The sequence below is a fragment of the bacterium genome (genome assembly GCA_035419245.1).
In the GTDB taxonomy this organism is placed as follows: domain Bacteria; phylum Zhuqueibacterota; class Zhuqueibacteria; order Residuimicrobiales; family Residuimicrobiaceae; genus JAKPUX01.
The window spans coordinates 871,564-886,867 of record DAOLSP010000001.1 but is presented as its reverse complement, the minus strand read 5'-3'; the positions used below and the strand labels follow the sequence as shown (position 1 = coordinate 886,867).

The window sequence follows — 15,304 nt, the reverse complement described above, 5'->3', positions numbered from 1 at the left end:
AGTCGATAGTGCGCGAGTATTTCAACAACATCAAAAATTCGGCGGTCTCGATCTTCGAGGGTTTGGCGGTCACCCTCTCCTGGTGTCTGCGCAAGCCCTATACGATCCAGTATCCGGATCGCACACCCAAGCCCGTTCAGGAGATGCTGCCCCCTGGCTTTCGTGGACTGCTCGAGGTCGACACCACCATCTGCACGGCCTGTATGGCCTGCATGAAACGCTGCCCCCTTGGCGTCATCCTCATCGAGACCGAACGTGACCCGGAGACGAAAAAGAATTTCCTCACCCGCTTCGAGATCGATTTCGCCATGTGCATGGTCTGCGGCCTCTGCACCGAGGTCTGCCCGACCGGAGCCATCCGCCACAGCACCGATTTCGAGGCGAGCACCTGGCACGCCAATAATCTGGTTCATTGCTATGTCAGACCGGGCGACAAGATCCCAGCCTACCGGGTCGTAAAGGACCAGGAACCGCAAGGGCTGCCGCAAAACGCCCCCTATTATGCCATCAAGAAGAGCTGGGATGCCCCGGCTCTGGTCTCTCCCGACGCCGCGCGCGGAGCCGTGCGCTGGAAAAAAAACAAGGAGGACGCCGCATGAACTTTACCATTCCGGATCTCCTCTTCTGCCTCTTTGCGGCCCTGATCCTCACCTGCGGCCTGATCGTGGTCTATTCGCGCAACATCATCCATTCCGGCTTCGCCCTGCTCGGCACCTTCGCCGGGGTCGCCGGCCTTTATGGCTTGCTTTCGATGACCTTTCTGGCGGCCGCCCAGATCCTCATCTACGTCGGCGGCGTGCTGATTGTCATCCTCTTCGCGGTCATGCTCACCCGCGGCATTGAAAACGCCGGCCAGTCCAACCCTAGCCGCGGCGTCATCCCGGCGACGATCCTCGGCACCATTGCCGCCGCGCTGCTGATCTATCTCGCACTGACGTTCCCCTGGCAGCTGAAAACGCCCGCGGAGATCGAGGCCTCGGTGCCGCCGCTCGGCAACGCGCTGCTCAGCACCTATGTGCTCCCCTTTGAGGTCCTCTCACTGCTCCTGCTGGCCGCGCTGATCGGTGCGGTAATGCTGGTGCGCAAGGAGATCAAGGACGAGGAGGAGGTGAAATCATGACGCTCACCATCGGCCTGCACGCCTTTCTGACCGTCGCCGCGCTGCTTTTTGTGCTCGGCATGATCTGCGTCCTCACTCGCCGCAACGCCATCGGCCTGCTCATGGGCGTAGAACTGATTCTCAACAGCGCCAATATCAACCTGGTTGCCTTTTCCCGTTTCGTCGAGAACGGCCTCTCCGGTCAGATTTTCGCCCTCTTCGTGATTGTTCTGGCCGCTGCCGAAGCCGCCATCGCCATGGCGATCGTCCTGGCCATCTACCGGTCCTACAAGAATATCGATGTGAACCTGACGGTGAATTTGAAGGAGTAGCCTGGATGGAAAGCATACATGTCAGCTGGATCTGGCTGATCCCGTTTTTGCCGCTGTTGGGCGCCTTCATCAACGGGGCCTTCGGCTTGAAAATTCACCGTCGCTGGGGCGAAACGCCGATCCACACCCTGGCCATCTTTATGCCGGGCCTGGCCTTCGTCATCACCGCCCTCTATTTTTTCCGCCTCATGGGATTACCCGCCGAGGAGCGGCAGATGGTCAACACTCTCTTCGACTGGATCCGCGCCGGTGATTTTCATGTGCCCATGGCCTTCTGGTTAGACCCGCTCTCAGGTGCCATGACCCTGATGATCACCTTCGTCGGCACCCTGATCCACATCTACAGCATCGGCTACATGCACAAGGACGAGGGCTACTGGCGCTTCTTTGCCTATATGAACCTCTTCATGTTCGCTATGCTCACCCTGGTTCTGGCAGATAATTTCATTCTCATGTTCGTCGGCTGGGAGGGCGTCGGCCTTTGCTCCTATCTGCTGATCTCCTTCTGGTACAAGGACCTAAAAAACGCCTCAGCCGGCATGAAGGCCTTCATCACCAACCGCGTCGGGGATTTCGGCTTCCTCGTCGGCCTCTTCGGCCTGCTCTGGGCCCTTGGTGGCTCCTGGAGCGGCGGTAATTATACGCTGGAGAATGGCTCCAGCCTGACGTTCATCTTTCGCGAGGTCAAGGGGCTGGCGCCGCTGCTGGCTGGCAAGACCATCCTCGGGATAGCCGCCCCGACCTTCATCTGCCTCTTCTTTTTCTGGGGCGCCACCGCCAAAAGCGCCCAGATCCCCCTCTACGTTTGGCTTCCGGACGCGATGGCCGGCCCGACCCCGGTTTCGGCCCTGATCCATGCTGCCACTATGGTCACCGCTGGCGTCTATATGGTCGCGCGGCTCCACTTCCTCTTCATCCTCTCTCCGGTGGCGATGACCACCGTCGCCGTGGTGGGCGCCCTGACCGCGCTCTATGCCGCAACCATCGGCCTCTTTCAGTATGATATCAAGAAAGTCCTGGCCTACTCGACCGTCAGCCAACTCGGCTTCATGTTCATGGCCGTCGGCGTCGGCGCCTACTGGGCCGGCATATTCCACCTCCTCACCCACGCCTTTTTTAAGGCTTGTCTCTTCCTCGGTTCCGGATCGGTCATCCATGCCATGCACCACGCCCTGCATCACACCGGGGATCATGAGACCGATCCCCAGGATATGCGCAACATGGGCGGTCTGGCCCGCTATCTGCCGACGACCCGCTGGACCTATTTGGCGGCCTGTTTCGCCATCTCCGGATTTCCTTTCCTGTCGGGATTCTTTTCCAAGGATGAGATCCTCTGGAAAAGCTTCTCCAATGGCAACACCCTGATCCCCGGGCAGCTGATCTGGGCAGTCGGTGTCACCGCTGCTATCATGACCGCCTTCTACATGTTCCGCTCCTATTTCATGACCTTCTCGGGCCGCTTCCGCAAAGGTCACGAGATCGAGCATCATCTGCAAGAGTCACCGAAGAGCATCACCGTCGTGCTGCAAGTCCTCGGTGTTTTGTCCATCATCGGCGGCGTGATCGGCTTGCCCCATCTCTGGCATCTGCCCAACGCCCTCGAGAGCTGGCTCGAGCCGGTCTTCACGGCCGCGCAGAATCTGCATTGGCATGAATACAGCGTCGGGACTGAATGGCTGCTGATGCTGATCTCGGTGCTGATCGCCTTCGCCGGCGCCGGGCTGGCCCTGAGCCTCTACAAGGATGCCCGCTCTAAAGTGCCGGCTCACTTCATCGAAACGTGGCCCCGCCTCCACCGGGTGATCTATAATAAATACTATGTCGATGAGTTTTATCAGGCGACCTTTATCCGCTTCACCCTCTGGCTGTCGCGTGCCAGCGACTGGTTCGACCAGACCATCATCGACGGTCTGGTGAACGGCATCGCCTGGGTGGGAAAAAAGGCGGGCTTTGTCAGCGGAGCCAACGACGCGGTGGTCATCGACGGTGCCGTCAACGGCATCGCCCGAGTGACCGGGGCGGGGGGACAAGCGTTGCGCAGGTTCCAGACGGGACGCATCCAGACCTATCTCTATGTGCTCTTCGGCGCCGGCCTGCTGGCGGTACTGGTGATCTATATGGTTCTTTAACGAGAGCTGCACGCCGGCTTGCTCCCGCTTCCGCCCGGCCTTGCGGGCTGGTGTGCGAAGGGGGAGCCCACCCGGACAGCCGGGATTGAGTTTTTAGGTTGACGAAATTACCGAACCATGGAGTACCTATTATGACCGAATCCACGCTGTTGACCTGGATCATCTTTTTGCCCTTGCTTGGCATTCCTGTCGTGCTCCTGCTGCCGGCTGCACAGAAAAAAGCCATCCGTTGGGCAGCCACGATTTTCAGCGGTCTGGCCCTGCTCCTCGGCATCCAGATGCTGCTGCAGTTCGATCCCGCCATCGCCGGGATGCAGATGCAGCATCATCTCGTATGGATCCGTTCCTTCAACATCGAGTATTTCGTCGGCGTCGACGGCCTTTCGGTGCTGCTGATCTTTTTAACCGTTCTGATCAGCTTCATCGCCACCCTCGCCTCGTGGGGTATCGAAAAGTACATACGCGGCTACTTCGCCCTGCTGCTCCTGCTCGAGACCGGCATGCTTGGCACCTTCTGCAGCCTCGACATGTTCCTGTTTTATGTTTTCTGGGAGGTGATGTTGCTGCCGATGTACTTCCTGATCGGCATCTGGGGCGGCCCGCGCAAGGAGTATGCGGCCATCAAGTTCTTTCTTTACACCCTGTTCGGGTCGGTGCTGATGCTGCTGGCGGTCATCGCCCTCTATTACAATTCCAATCCGGCTGCGCTGATCGATGGCACTCCAACACTCCACACCTTCAACATCGTCAAGCTGATCGCCGAGAATGATTTCGCCACCAAAGCGCCATTGCTCGGCATTCAGTTCAGTCATCTGATCTTCATCCTCCTCTTCATTGGCTTCGCCATCAAGATCCCGATGGTCCCCTTCCACACCTGGTTGCCCGACGCTCACGTCGAAGCCCCGACGCCGATCTCCGTCATCCTCGCCGGCATCCTGCTGAAGATGGGCGGCTACGGCATCCTGCGTTTCAATTTTGGCATTCTGCCTGAGGCGACGCAGTGGGCCGCCCCGGGCATGGCCCTCTTCGGAGCCATCAGCATCGTCTATGGCGCTTTTGTCTGCCTCGCGCAGAAAGACCTGAAGAAAATGATCGCCTACTCGTCGGTCAGCCATATGGGTTTTGTTCTTCTTGGCATTTCAGCTTTTACCGCCCAGGGGATCGTCGGCGGCGTCTTTCAGATGTTCACGCACGGTCTCATCAGCCCGATGCTCTTCCTCATAGCGGGCGTGATCTATGACCGCGCCCACCACCGCGAGATCGAGGGCTTTGGCGGCCTGGCCTATCAGATGCCAGAATATACCGGCCTCACCGGCCTGGCTTTCATGGCCTCCCTCGGCCTGCCTGCCTTGTGCGGTTTCATCAGCGAGTTCCTGGTCTTTACCGGCGCCTTTCCGGCCTATCGGGTGCTTACCATCCTTTCCGCCCTGGCGGTCGTCATCACCGCGGCCTATTACCTCTGGGCAATGCAGCGGATGTTTCTCGGGAAGCTCAACGAAAAATACGCCGGTCTGCCCGACCTGACCTGGCGTGAACGCATCACCCTCTATCCCCTGGCGGCGTTGATCGTGATCCTCGGCATCTTCCCGGGTCCGGCGCTCAACCTGATCAACAAAACCTTGATGACCATTCTCGCCGTTTTCAAAGGCTGAGGGAGGATAACCTCATGGCTCTGGCACAACTCCCCCTGCTCTATCCCCTGTTGGCGCTCGCTGCCGGGGTGATCGCGGTGCTCCTGACCGGCATGAGCCCCGCCAAAGGGCGCGCCCCGCGCACCCTGATCATCGCTCTGCTCTTCCTCGCCTTCGCCGCCCTGCTGGCGCTGCGCTTTCCCCAGGACGGCGCCATCGGCGACCTGATTCAGGTCGATGCGTTCAGCCGTTTCTTCCTCTGGCTGGCGATGATTGCCGCCGCGCTGGTGCTGATCCTTGCCACACAGTCGGTTGAACTCTCGCAAGATCGGTTTCCCGAATTCACCGCCCTGCTGCTCACCATCGTGATCGGCATCAGCTTGATGGCCGCCGCGCGCAATCTCCTCATGGCCTACCTTGCCATGGAGATGGTCAGTTACGCCTCGTACATACTGACGGGATTCAAGCGCGCCAATATTTTCTCGCATGAAGCGGCCCTTAAATATGTCATCTTTGGAGGTGTCGCCTCGGGGGTGATGCTCTTCGGCATTTCGCTGCTCTATGGACTGACCGGCTCGATGGGGTTCAGCGCCATCGCAGCCGCCCTTACACAATCCGGTCCAGTATTGGCCGCCGGCAAGAACGGGATGCTCGCCGCCCTGATCGCCCTGGTGATGATTCTCACGGGCCTTGGCTTCAAGACTGCGGCCGTTCCCTTCCACATGTGGAGCCCGGATGTCTATCAGGGTGCGCCCACCCCTTTCACCGGCTTCCTCAGCGTGGCCCCAAAGGCCGCGGGCTTCGCTCTGATGCTGCGCTTTTTCACCGCCCTGCTGCCCCAGTCTGGACCCGATCTGCGCACCCTTCTTTTTATCCTTCTGGGAATGATTTCGGCAATCACCATGACCCTCGGTAACCTCACGGCCATCCATCAGAGCAATATCAAACGGCTGCTGGCCTACTCCTCCATAGCCCACGCCGGCTATATGCTGATGGGCGTAGCCCTGATCGATCAGATCGGCGCCGGTGCCGTACTGCTCTACCTCGGAATCTATCTGGTGATGAACCTCGGGGCCTTCGCTGCTGTGCAGATTGTAGCCGACAAACAGGGCTCTGAAGAGATCGCGGATTACCGGGGATTGGGCTACCGGGCGCCACTGCTCGGCTTTGTGCTCAGTGTCTACCTTTTCTCACTGGCTGGTCTGCCGCCGCTGGCGGGTTTCATCGGCAAGTTTTTCCTCTTCGCCGCCCTGATTCACAACAGCGGCTTCTGGTACATCGCTCTAGCCTTCGTCGGCATCCTCAACAGCGTCGTGGGCCTCTTTTACTATACCCGGATTATGCGCGAGATGTACATGGGCAGCCACGAGGATGCCCCGCGCTGGAAGGTTGCCCTTGCCCCGCTGCTGGTGGTCCTGGTCCTGCCGATCTTTTTCCTCGGCCTCTATTGGGTGCCCCTGCAGAACTGGGCCCTGGCCGCGGTGCAGGCGCTGCAGTAGGTTTTCCTGATAATACAAGCCCCTGAGCGATTGCTACGATCAGGGGCTTTTTACTTTCCAGGGGAGAACCGCTATGACCGGCTGTGCTACCGGCGGTTCGGGTTATACCGCACCAGCTTGCCGGCCACCCGTTCTATCGGATCGTTGACATAGACCTTGCCAAGGCCGATCGCTGAGGTGAAGGTTCCCCCTTTTCTATCCTCACTGATTCCGTCCGAATACCCCAAATCCACCGGTATCTTGCCACGACCGCCCTGGGCGTCAATGACAAAGGTGGGGCGCAAAAAGCCGGTGGTCGCGCCGCAGAGGTCCCGGCAGATCTCCTTGCCTCTGTAGACCTCGGTGCGGAAGTGGCCGGTTCCCTCGACCAGATCGGCATAATAGAGATAGTAAGGCTTGACGCCCATGCGGCCGAGGCCGTGCATCAGCTCACGCATGATATCGGTATCGTCGTTGACCCCCTTGAGGAGCACCGTCTGACAGCCGATGGGAATGCCCAGATCCCGCAAGCATTTGACCGCCTGATAGCTCTGATAGGTGATCTCGTTGGGATGATCGAACTGGTTGTTGATCCGCATCAGATATTTCGCAACGACATCCCGGAGGCGGGGATCAACCCGCGCCTTTTGATCGGTGCATCATTTTTCCTGATCTTCATGACTATTCAATGAGTTTTCAGGATCTCTTTGCACCCCTAGGCACAACACCAGTGGACGACTGTTTTCAGGTGAATACTCCCGGGCTTTCTTAGCCGGTTTTAGTCGCGGGGAAAAAGAGGAGGGCGGGGTGAAAGGCTCACCCCGCCCTGATTGGGATCCCTCACAAGCGCCAAAGCGCAGGATGGTCCGGATGGATGGACCATTGGCCTCCCCCAGCCTGGAGGGATCGCGGGTCACAGAAAGTAGTAGACCTGTTTAGAGAGGGTGGCGCCGCAGCAACGGCAAGGCGATAGTCCGGAGAGTAAAAATTCTCGAAGAGACAGGTGCCAGGAAAGAAAGCGACAATACCCAGGGTCATACCTTCATCCCTTTGGTCATGGAAGCCAGAAAGTGCCGCGGACACGCACACCATCTCGCTGCCGGACCAAAGAGCTGCCTGAGTGAGGTGGGTGCTCCTGCATGCGGAAAAGCCTGAAATCGGTAATTCAGCCTTCAGCTGCAGCGGTGGACGCCGCTGTTTTGTGCAACAGAGAGAGCCGACGTAGTCACATCTTCCCATGCCCTGATCTTCGCTGCACAGAGCCCCAACTGTCCCAGGTACGTCGAATGAACATGGCTAAAAAGCAGTATGTATTATACTTTTTTAGCGCTTTTTCGCTACATATAAATATATATCAAAAGATGGCGCATGTCAAGTACTTTTGTTCAATTTTTGCACGATTTTTGTGCTGGACTCTCGCTCGCTGGATTCGTAACTTAGTCCCTGGGCGTGCTGCACCGCCTCAGCCGCCGGTACGACACGCCGAAAGATCATCCCGCGCGCTTGAGCGTAACGGACTGCTGTTCACCTGAAACCGCGACTGTGACGGAGCGACGCAATGATGATACGAATGGGCTTGGGACACGGCATGCGCAGCGTGATCGAAGCCACCGATGAAAAACCCCGGATCACCTGGCCGCTGTTGAAACGGGTGCTGCACTATGCGCGCGCGTACCGTTTCCGCATCCTGGCCATTCTCCTGCTCATCCTGACACAGACCGGCCTGATGCTCCTCACCCCCCTGATCATTCGCGATCTGCTCGATCGCACCATCCCGGCGGGGGATCTCCCCCGGCTGATCCATCTCGCTCTGGCCCTATTGCTTATTCCCGCACTCTCGGGGATCATCGGAGTCTCGCAGCGGCGTCTGAACGCGCGCGTCGGCGAAGGGGTTATTTGCGATTTGCGTCACGAGCTATATGCCAACCTCCAGCGCATGTCGTTGTGCTTCTTCACCAACACCCAGACCGGTGAGCTGATGAGCCGGCTCAACAACGATGTGATGGGCGCCCAAACAGCCATCAGCAGCACGATCGTCGGGATTATCACCCAGCTGGCCCAAGCCGTCGCGGTCCTTACAGTCATGCTGACCCTGGAATGGCGGCTGACGCTGATCAGTGTCATCATCATGCCCCTCTTCATTCTGGCGGCGCGGCTCCTAGGGAACCGGCTGCGCAAGATCGCCCGTAATCAAATGGAAGCCAACGCCCGGATGAACGCGATGATGAACGAGACGTTGAATATCGGCGGCGCGCTGCTGGTCAAACTGTTCGGCCGCCGACAGCTCGAGATCGAACGCTTCAGCGAACGGGCCGCGCAGGTGCGCGATCTCGGCGTCCGGCGCGCCTTCACGGGCTCCATCTTCATGGCCATCATCGGTCTGATCAGCGCCGTCGGCACTGCTCTGGTCTACGGCCTGGGCGGCTATTTTGTCATCAAAGGGGCTTTCACGGTCGGGACGATCGTGGCCTTCGGCTCATATCTTGTGCAACTTTACGGCGCCCTCCAGTCGCTCTCCAATGCCCCGGTGGAATTCGCGACCTCGATGGTGAGCTTTGAACGCGTCTTTGAGGTGATCGACATGCCGGCCGGCATCCCTGAAAAACCGGGAGCGAGCGTGCTGCAGCGGGTCAGGGGGGAGATCCGTTTCGAGGAGGTCTATTTCCAGTACGACAAAAGCGAGAGTCAACTGCTCAGTGATGTGTATCGCTATGGGAGCATGGACCAGGTCGCCGGCGTGCTCTCGGGCAAGCTGGCGAGCAAGGAGGAGGAGAGTGCCGCGCGCAGTCAGGCGCGCACCAATGCCCTCGAAGCGATCAGTTTTTGTGCGGCGCCGGGCCAGATTGTCGCCATCGTCGGTCCGAGCGGCGCCGGCAAAACGACGCTCACCTATCTCATCCCCCGCCTCTATGATCCGACCGCCGGCGTAGTCCGCCTGGATGGTCAGGACCTGCGCGATGTGACTCTGGAATCGCTGGTGGCCCAGATCGGCATGGTCACCCAGGAAGTGCATCTCTTCCATGACACCATACGCACCAATTTGCAGTATGCCAAGCTGGATGCCGACCAGAGCGAGCTGGAGGCAGCCTGCCGGGTTGCCAACATCCACGATTTCATCCGCGAGCTGCCCGAGGGATACGACACCATTGTCGGTGAACGGGGATTCCGGCTGAGCGGAGGCGAGAAACAACGGCTCGCCCTGGCGCGGGTGATCTTAAAAAACCCGCGAATCCTACTTCTGGATGAGGCCACCAGCAGCCTCGATAGCCAGTCCGAGGCGCTGATTCAGGATGCGCTCGAGAAGGTCATGGCCGATCGCACCAATGTGGTCATCGCGCATCGTCTTAGCACCATCCTGGCGGCTGATCAAATCCTGGTCATGGACCGCGGCCGGATCATAGAAACCGGCACCCATGATTCCCTGCTCAATCGGGGCGGGCTCTATGCCACCCTTTATGAGACCCAGTTCCGCAAAGACCAGCCGGAGTGAACCCGGAAATAAAAAAGGCGAATCCCCTCCGCCTTTTTTATGGTACCATGCCGCCTGATCATCAGTCCACCGCCACCTTTATCACCGCCTTGCGAATCAAGCCCGTCCCGCCCATTGGAGCATGGACATCCTCCGGAAAGAAGATGGTAAAAGCGCCGGGTACGACCTCGGTCCAGCGCTGCGGTGCATCACGGAAAAAGATGATATCCTTGCCCGGGTCAAAATCTCCATCAGGCGTCTGACAAGCCGTGAGTGGACTCCAGCCCATCACATCAGTCCCGGCGATGACATACTGGATATCGATGTACTTGCGGTGGGCCTCAAGCCGTGCTCCCCCTTTGCCCTTGCCGGACCCTTCGCTGATGGTGCAAAAGATCCGGTCACCGTCGATCTCATATCGGCCAGGCGCCAGCTGTGCCAGGCCGGGCTGTCGCAGAAAAGCGAACGCTTGGGCGAACGCGGGATGCAGAGCAAAATAGGTTTCAGCATGCAGCAAGGTATCCATAATCAGAGCTGTGTTCTTCATCCTCTTCTCCTTTGTAGCGGTTTCCGGCTGGGGCGGCGGAGCCGCGGGGCGGCCGGAAGCGAAAAACGGTTCGGCAGCGGCCATAGCCGGCTTGCGCGGGATCTTTTCGTCGCGCATGGCGGCGTTGTAGGCAAAGGCGGCCATGATCACGGCCGCTTGCTGCAGATCTCCGGCCGGGCAGCGTTCATAAAGATCCATATCCGAATGATGGACGCGGGCGTCGTAATCCAGTTCGTCCTGGATGAACTGAAATCCCGGCAGCCCCACGCCGTCGAAGGCCTGGTGATCGGTCCCGCCGGTGCTGGCCAGGGTGACGGTGGCCGCACCGAGGTCATTGAAGGGCTCGAGCCAGGCGCGGAAGATAGGCCGGCAGGCCTCGTTGCCCTGCAGATAGATGCCGCGGAACTTGCCGCAGCCGTTGTCCATGTTGAAATAAACCGAAAACTGGTCACCCTCCGGCTTGAGGACGACCCGGCCGCCGCGATCGTTGACGCCGCCCTCGCGCGTCGCCAGATGGCTGCTGATGTAGCCGCGCGACCCGAGAAAACCATGCTCCTCTGCATCCCAGAGGCCGATCCGGATGGTGCGGCGGGGTTTAAGATCGAGGTCTTTGAGGATACGCATCGCTTCCATCGCCACCGCGCAACCGCTGGCGTTGTCGGCCGCGCCCGTTCCTCCGTGCCAGGAGTCAAAATGAGCGCCGATCAGGACAATCTCGTCCTTGAGGTCGGTTCCCGGGAGTTCCGCAAGCACATTATAGCCCGAGTCGGCCTTGCTGAAAGCAGCCTCGATCTCCAGCTCCAGCCTGGGTTTCTCGCCATGCTGAATCATCCGGACCAGGCGATTGTACTGCTCGGCCGCAACGGCGATCTGTGGGATCATCCGCGGCGCATTGCTGGCATAAACCTTGGGGGCCGAACTCCAGAGCGAATCGGGATGCTGCGGATAGGAGACCGCCGTCACATCGATGATGCCACCATCGCGCTGGCTCGAGGTAAGAATGGCCTTCGCCCCTTCGTCAAAACAGAGCTTCATCTTGCGCCAGGCGACCCGCCGGCGCCGCGTCATTTCGGGGCTGCGTTCAAAACGACGTCCGCCGCGGCGCCGACCATCCGAATTGGCGAGCTTGAGCAGCGTAGAATCGGGAATGCGGCTGGCATAGGCTTCAAAGGGGACCTGGAGATCATGGGCGTCGTTAAGGAGGACGAATTTGCCCTTGATCTGTCCAGAATAGCGTAGGACGGCGCTGTCGCTTTGCGCATCGATATAGAGAAGCTCGGCTTCGCTCTCCGCCAGGGAAGGGGACCAGGCCTTGGGCCAGGAGATCAAGGGAAAATTCTGCCGACCAAAGACCATAGCCGAGTAGTTTTTCAGGGTCCAGCCGCGGCCCCAGGGTCCCCATGCCTCCAAACGGGCTTGCGCGAGGCCGATCGTCTCGAGTTCGCCGCGCGCCCACTCCGCCGCCGCCCGGTATGCGGGCGATCCGCTCAGTCGCGGACCATAGATATCGGTCAAAATTTCAAAAAAATCCATGACCCGGGAATGATTCAAACCCTCTGCACGGATGCGGGCTACCGCCGTGGAATCGTAACCTTCCCGTTTCGGCTGGGCAAGGCCGAACCCGGTGGCGGCCAGGATGCCGATAACAATCAGCACACTTTTTTTCAAGGAATCCTCCTGATAGAGCCGGTTCCGTGAATACTCGCCCATGGCGAGATGAGTATCAGGAAACAACTCGGGCTGAAACCCCCGTTGACAATCAGGCCTGATTTTCGTATTTTATCGCCAGAGTCCCCACGGCAAAACAGCAAAAAAACAAACCGAGGAGAGCCCATGGAATTCCAGCAGGTCATCCAATCCCGTTACAGCGTACGCGCCTACAAGGCGGATCCGGTGGAGTCTGAAAAGCTGGAACGGGTGCTCCAGGCGGCGAACCTCGCCCCCACGGCCTGCAATCGCCAGCCCTTCCAGCTGTTCGTATTGGAAACCCGCGGCCGCGAGGCCGAGCTGGGGCGCATATACAGCCGGCCCTGGTTTGTCCAGGCGCCGCTGGTCCTGGCCATTGTTGCCCTGCCGGATGAGGCCTGGTCGCGCCGCGATGGTGCTAATTATGCCCTTGTGGATGCCGCCATCGCCTTCGATCACCTCATCCTGGCCGCGACCGATCTCGGCCTTGGCACCTGCTGGATCGCCGCCTTCGATCCCCAGGCCGCGCGCGCTGTTCTGCAGCTGCCGGAGAGCGCTGTGCCCGTCGCCTTTACGCCGCTCGGCTACCCCGCCGACAGCCCTGGCGCCAAACACCGCAAGAAGCTGACCGAGCTGGTCCGGCGCGGAGGCTGAACCAGCCTATTCGAGGACGATCACCCTGCGCTTGCTCTCATTGCCGACACGGTCGACGGCGGTCACAGCAAGGGCGGAGATCCCGCCGCCGGCGCCAGGCAGATCCGTCTCCGTGACCACCGCCGGGAAGAGTTTCTGGCGCCAACGGCCGGCGCTCTTGAAGTAAAGCGCATAGAGGAAGGGCTTCTCCTTGCCGCGTGGCTGCCAGATGAGGTGATGACCGCTGTCATTCGCCGTGACCTGCACCAGCGGCGGTTCGGGAGCCCGATCGTCGAGCCAGCGGCAGGCGGGCATCAACGCCGCCCGGGCAAAGGGGCCCTGTGCGAGCACCTTGAAATAGACGCTGTCGGCATTCATTAGTGAACGCATGCTGAAGAGGATCGTCCCGGGCGCTGCGCGCAGCATGCCGCGCGTCACCATGACCTGGTTGACAATTTCCAGGGCCATCTGTCGGCGCTCAATCTCGGGGCGCATATAGAGGCCCGGCCACAGCTGCCGTCCCTTGCAGTTCTCCCCCTGCCACCATCCCAGAAGCACTGGGTAGCTCGTCTGCAGGTTGGAAATGTTCCAGTAGAGCTGCGGTGTAAAATAATCGACCCAACCCCTGTTGAGCCACAGCCGCGCATCCGCATAGAGTACAGCATACTGATCGAATCCCCCGCCGTAGCCCTCCGGGTAGCCCGGCCGGTAGACCCCGAAGGGGCTGATGCCGAACTTGACCCAGGGCTTTGCCTTTTTAATCCCTTTGTAGACCTTCTCGATGAAGCGGTTGACCGCATCGCGCCGCCAGTCGTCGCGCGCAAGACGGCCGCCGCCGGCGCGGTATGCTTGCCAGGCCGCTTCGTCGGGAAAATCGCCGCCGCGGTTGTACTCGCGATAGGGATAAAAATAGTCATCGAAATGGATCCCGTCCACATCATAGCGCCGCACCACATCCAGGACCACCGCCAGGGAGTGTTCTTGCACCCCCTTGACGGCCGGATCGAGCCAGTAGTAGCCGGTGTCGGCCAGGGCATGCACCCATTCGGGGTGGCGGCGGACAACCGAGTGGTTCGAAAAGGCATTGTGCATCGCTGGATGACCGGCGCGGTAGGGATTGAACCAGGCATGCAGTTCGAGGCCACGCGCGTGGGCCTGTGCAACCCAGAATTCGAGGGGATCATACCAGGGTTCCGGGGCCCTGCCTTGCTCACCGGTCAGATAATAGGACCAGGGCTCCAGTGTGGAGGCGTAGAGGGCGTCCGCCTGCGGTCGCACCTGCAGGATCACGGCATTCATCTTCAAGGCCTGCACCCGGTCGAGGATTGCCAGCGCCTCGGTCTGCTGCTCCGCCACCGGCAGTCCGGGCCGGGAGGGCCAGTCGATATTGGCCACCGTGGCCACCCAGACGCCCCGCATCTCTCGCAGCATAGCCGGCGGCTCATCCCCCGCCCGAGCGGTGCCACGGAATCCCGCCAGCACGGTGCAGAGGGCAAGTAGGAGGAGCGGCCGTTTGCGATGAATCTGCTTGATCGTCTTCATGATCAGGGGGCGAGGCAGATGGCGCCCGCTCCAGGCGCCGATGCGGTTGAGGGCGCCGGTCACCGCCACGCGCTTCCCGGCAAGCATCGCACGGTAGCCGAGGCGGGCCACTGCAGTGGCATCCATCATCCGGAGTACGCCCCTTCCGGACCCGGAAATGGCCGTGCCTTCCGTATGGGCGCGCGCCTGGAATTCCGTCGCGGTCGGCCCGGGACAGAGCGCCGTGACAATCACCCCGCTCTCCCGGCACTCCTCGGCCAGGGCCTCGCTGAAGGAGAGAACGAAAGCCTTGGAGGCGTAATAGAGGGCCATGTACGGCCCGGGTTGAAAGGCCGCGGTGGAGGCGACATTGAGGATTTGGCCGCTGCGGCGCTCGATCATCCCCGGCAAAAAAAGCCGGGTCAGATGGAGCAGGCTGGTGATGTTGACCTGAACCATCGCGGCGTCTTTCTCCCATTCGGTTTCGGCAAAGGGGCCATGGTCGCCGAAACCGGCATTGTTGACCAGGATGTCGATCTGCAGCTCTTTTTCGGTCACGTACCTGAATATTTCATCAGGGGATTCGACCTGGGACAGATCCCGGACCAGGCAAAGGACCGAGGCCGCACCGAGCCGAGTCAGCTCTTCCGCGTCCGCGGCCAGCTTGTCCCCGCTGCGAGCCACCAGCACCAGGTGATGATGATCGCGGGCGAAAAGTTTGGCCAGTTCATAGCCGATGCCGAATGAGGCGCCGGTGAGGAGCACCGTTTTATTCATAT

Annotated in this window: 11 protein-coding genes; 8 read left to right on the top strand and 3 right to left on the bottom strand. The window is 60.0% G+C overall.

Annotation, left to right across the window (positions count from 1 at the left end; genetic code table 11):
- Positions 1–8: 8 nt before the first annotated feature.
- The 6 genes from PLH32_03555 to PLH32_03530 all read left to right on the top strand — a co-directional run bounded on the left by PLH32_03555 (position 9) and on the right by PLH32_03530 (position 6,690).
- The gene (locus tag PLH32_03555) at positions 9–599 is read left to right on the top strand and encodes a 4Fe-4S binding protein (protein ID HQJ63665.1); all 591 of its coding nucleotides are present in this window, start codon (positions 9–11) and stop codon (positions 597–599) included.
- A complete protein-coding gene (locus tag PLH32_03550; GenBank protein ID HQJ63664.1) occupies positions 596–1,120 on the top strand; it encodes an NADH-quinone oxidoreductase subunit J in 525 nt (174 codons plus the stop codon). The genes PLH32_03555 and PLH32_03550 overlap by 4 nt, the downstream gene beginning before the upstream one ends.
- A complete protein-coding gene (gene nuoK, locus PLH32_03545) occupies positions 1,117–1,431 on the top strand; it encodes an NADH-quinone oxidoreductase subunit NuoK (protein ID HQJ63663.1) in 315 nt (104 codons plus the stop codon). The genes PLH32_03550 and nuoK overlap by 4 nt, the downstream gene beginning before the upstream one ends.
- A gap of 5 nt (positions 1,432–1,436) precedes the next feature.
- Complete coding sequence (gene nuoL / locus PLH32_03540) at positions 1,437–3,560, top strand: NADH-quinone oxidoreductase subunit L (protein HQJ63662.1); 2,124 nt, start codon at positions 1,437–1,439, stop codon at positions 3,558–3,560.
- A 131-nt stretch (positions 3,561–3,691) separates the two neighbouring features.
- Positions 3,692–5,212 carry an NADH-quinone oxidoreductase subunit M gene (locus PLH32_03535; protein HQJ63661.1) on the top strand — a complete coding sequence of 507 codons (1,521 nt, stop codon included), beginning with the start codon at positions 3,692–3,694 and terminating at the stop codon, positions 5,210–5,212.
- A gap of 14 nt (positions 5,213–5,226) precedes the next feature.
- On the top strand, positions 5,227–6,690 hold the full coding sequence (locus tag PLH32_03530; protein ID HQJ63660.1) for an NADH-quinone oxidoreductase subunit N: 1,464 nt from the start codon (positions 5,227–5,229) through the stop codon (positions 6,688–6,690).
- 86 nt (positions 6,691–6,776) lie between these two features.
- Here PLH32_03530 and PLH32_03525 read toward each other — a convergent pair whose 3' ends face one another.
- Positions 6,777–7,268 (bottom strand): hypothetical protein, encoded by a 492-nt coding sequence (locus PLH32_03525; protein HQJ63659.1) that lies wholly within the window; start codon positions 7,266–7,268, stop codon positions 6,777–6,779.
- A 959-nt stretch (positions 7,269–8,227) separates the two neighbouring features.
- Between PLH32_03525 and PLH32_03520 the strand changes: the two genes are divergently transcribed.
- On the top strand, positions 8,228–10,159 hold the full coding sequence (locus tag PLH32_03520) for an ABC transporter ATP-binding protein (protein ID HQJ63658.1): 1,932 nt from the start codon (positions 8,228–8,230) through the stop codon (positions 10,157–10,159).
- Positions 10,160–10,220: 61 nt separating this feature from the next.
- On the opposite strand, the gene PLH32_03515 is transcribed toward PLH32_03520, so the two are convergent.
- Entirely contained in the window at positions 10,221–12,353 is a 2,133-nt protein-coding gene (locus tag PLH32_03515) for a YhcH/YjgK/YiaL family protein (protein ID HQJ63657.1), read from the bottom strand.
- A gap of 165 nt (positions 12,354–12,518) precedes the next feature.
- Between PLH32_03515 and PLH32_03510 the strand changes: the two genes are divergently transcribed.
- On the top strand, positions 12,519–13,025 hold the full coding sequence (locus PLH32_03510; protein ID HQJ63656.1) for a nitroreductase family protein: 507 nt from the start codon (positions 12,519–12,521) through the stop codon (positions 13,023–13,025).
- Positions 13,026–13,031: 6 nt separating this feature from the next.
- On the opposite strand, the gene PLH32_03505 is transcribed toward PLH32_03510, so the two are convergent.
- Positions 13,032–15,302 (bottom strand): SDR family NAD(P)-dependent oxidoreductase, encoded by a 2,271-nt coding sequence (locus tag PLH32_03505; GenBank protein ID HQJ63655.1) that lies wholly within the window; start codon positions 15,300–15,302, stop codon positions 13,032–13,034.
- Positions 15,303–15,304 lie beyond the last annotated feature (2 nt).

What these genes read in the sequence shown, in the direction of transcription:
- PLH32_03550 (HQJ63664.1), top strand. Translation starts at nt 596, where the DNA reads ATGAACTTTACCATTCCGGATCTCCTCTTCTGCCTCTTTGCGGCCCTG.
- nuoK (HQJ63663.1), top strand. Translation starts at nt 1,117, where the DNA reads ATGACGCTCACCATCGGCCTGCACGCCTTTCTGACCGTCGCCGCGCTG.
- nuoL (HQJ63662.1), top strand. Translation starts at nt 1,437, where the DNA reads ATGGAAAGCATACATGTCAGCTGGATCTGGCTGATCCCGTTTTTGCCG.
- PLH32_03535 (HQJ63661.1), top strand. Translation starts at nt 3,692, where the DNA reads ATGACCGAATCCACGCTGTTGACCTGGATCATCTTTTTGCCCTTGCTT.
- PLH32_03530 (HQJ63660.1), top strand. Translation starts at nt 5,227, where the DNA reads ATGGCTCTGGCACAACTCCCCCTGCTCTATCCCCTGTTGGCGCTCGCT.
- PLH32_03525 (HQJ63659.1), bottom strand. Translation starts at nt 7,268, where the DNA reads ATGCGGATCAACAACCAGTTCGATCATCCCAACGAGATCACCTATCAG.
- PLH32_03520 (HQJ63658.1), top strand. Translation starts at nt 8,228, where the DNA reads ATGATGATACGAATGGGCTTGGGACACGGCATGCGCAGCGTGATCGAA.
- PLH32_03510 (HQJ63656.1), top strand. Translation starts at nt 12,519, where the DNA reads ATGGAATTCCAGCAGGTCATCCAATCCCGTTACAGCGTACGCGCCTAC.
- PLH32_03505 (HQJ63655.1), bottom strand. Translation starts at nt 15,302, where the DNA reads ATGAATAAAACGGTGCTCCTCACCGGCGCCTCATTCGGCATCGGCTAT.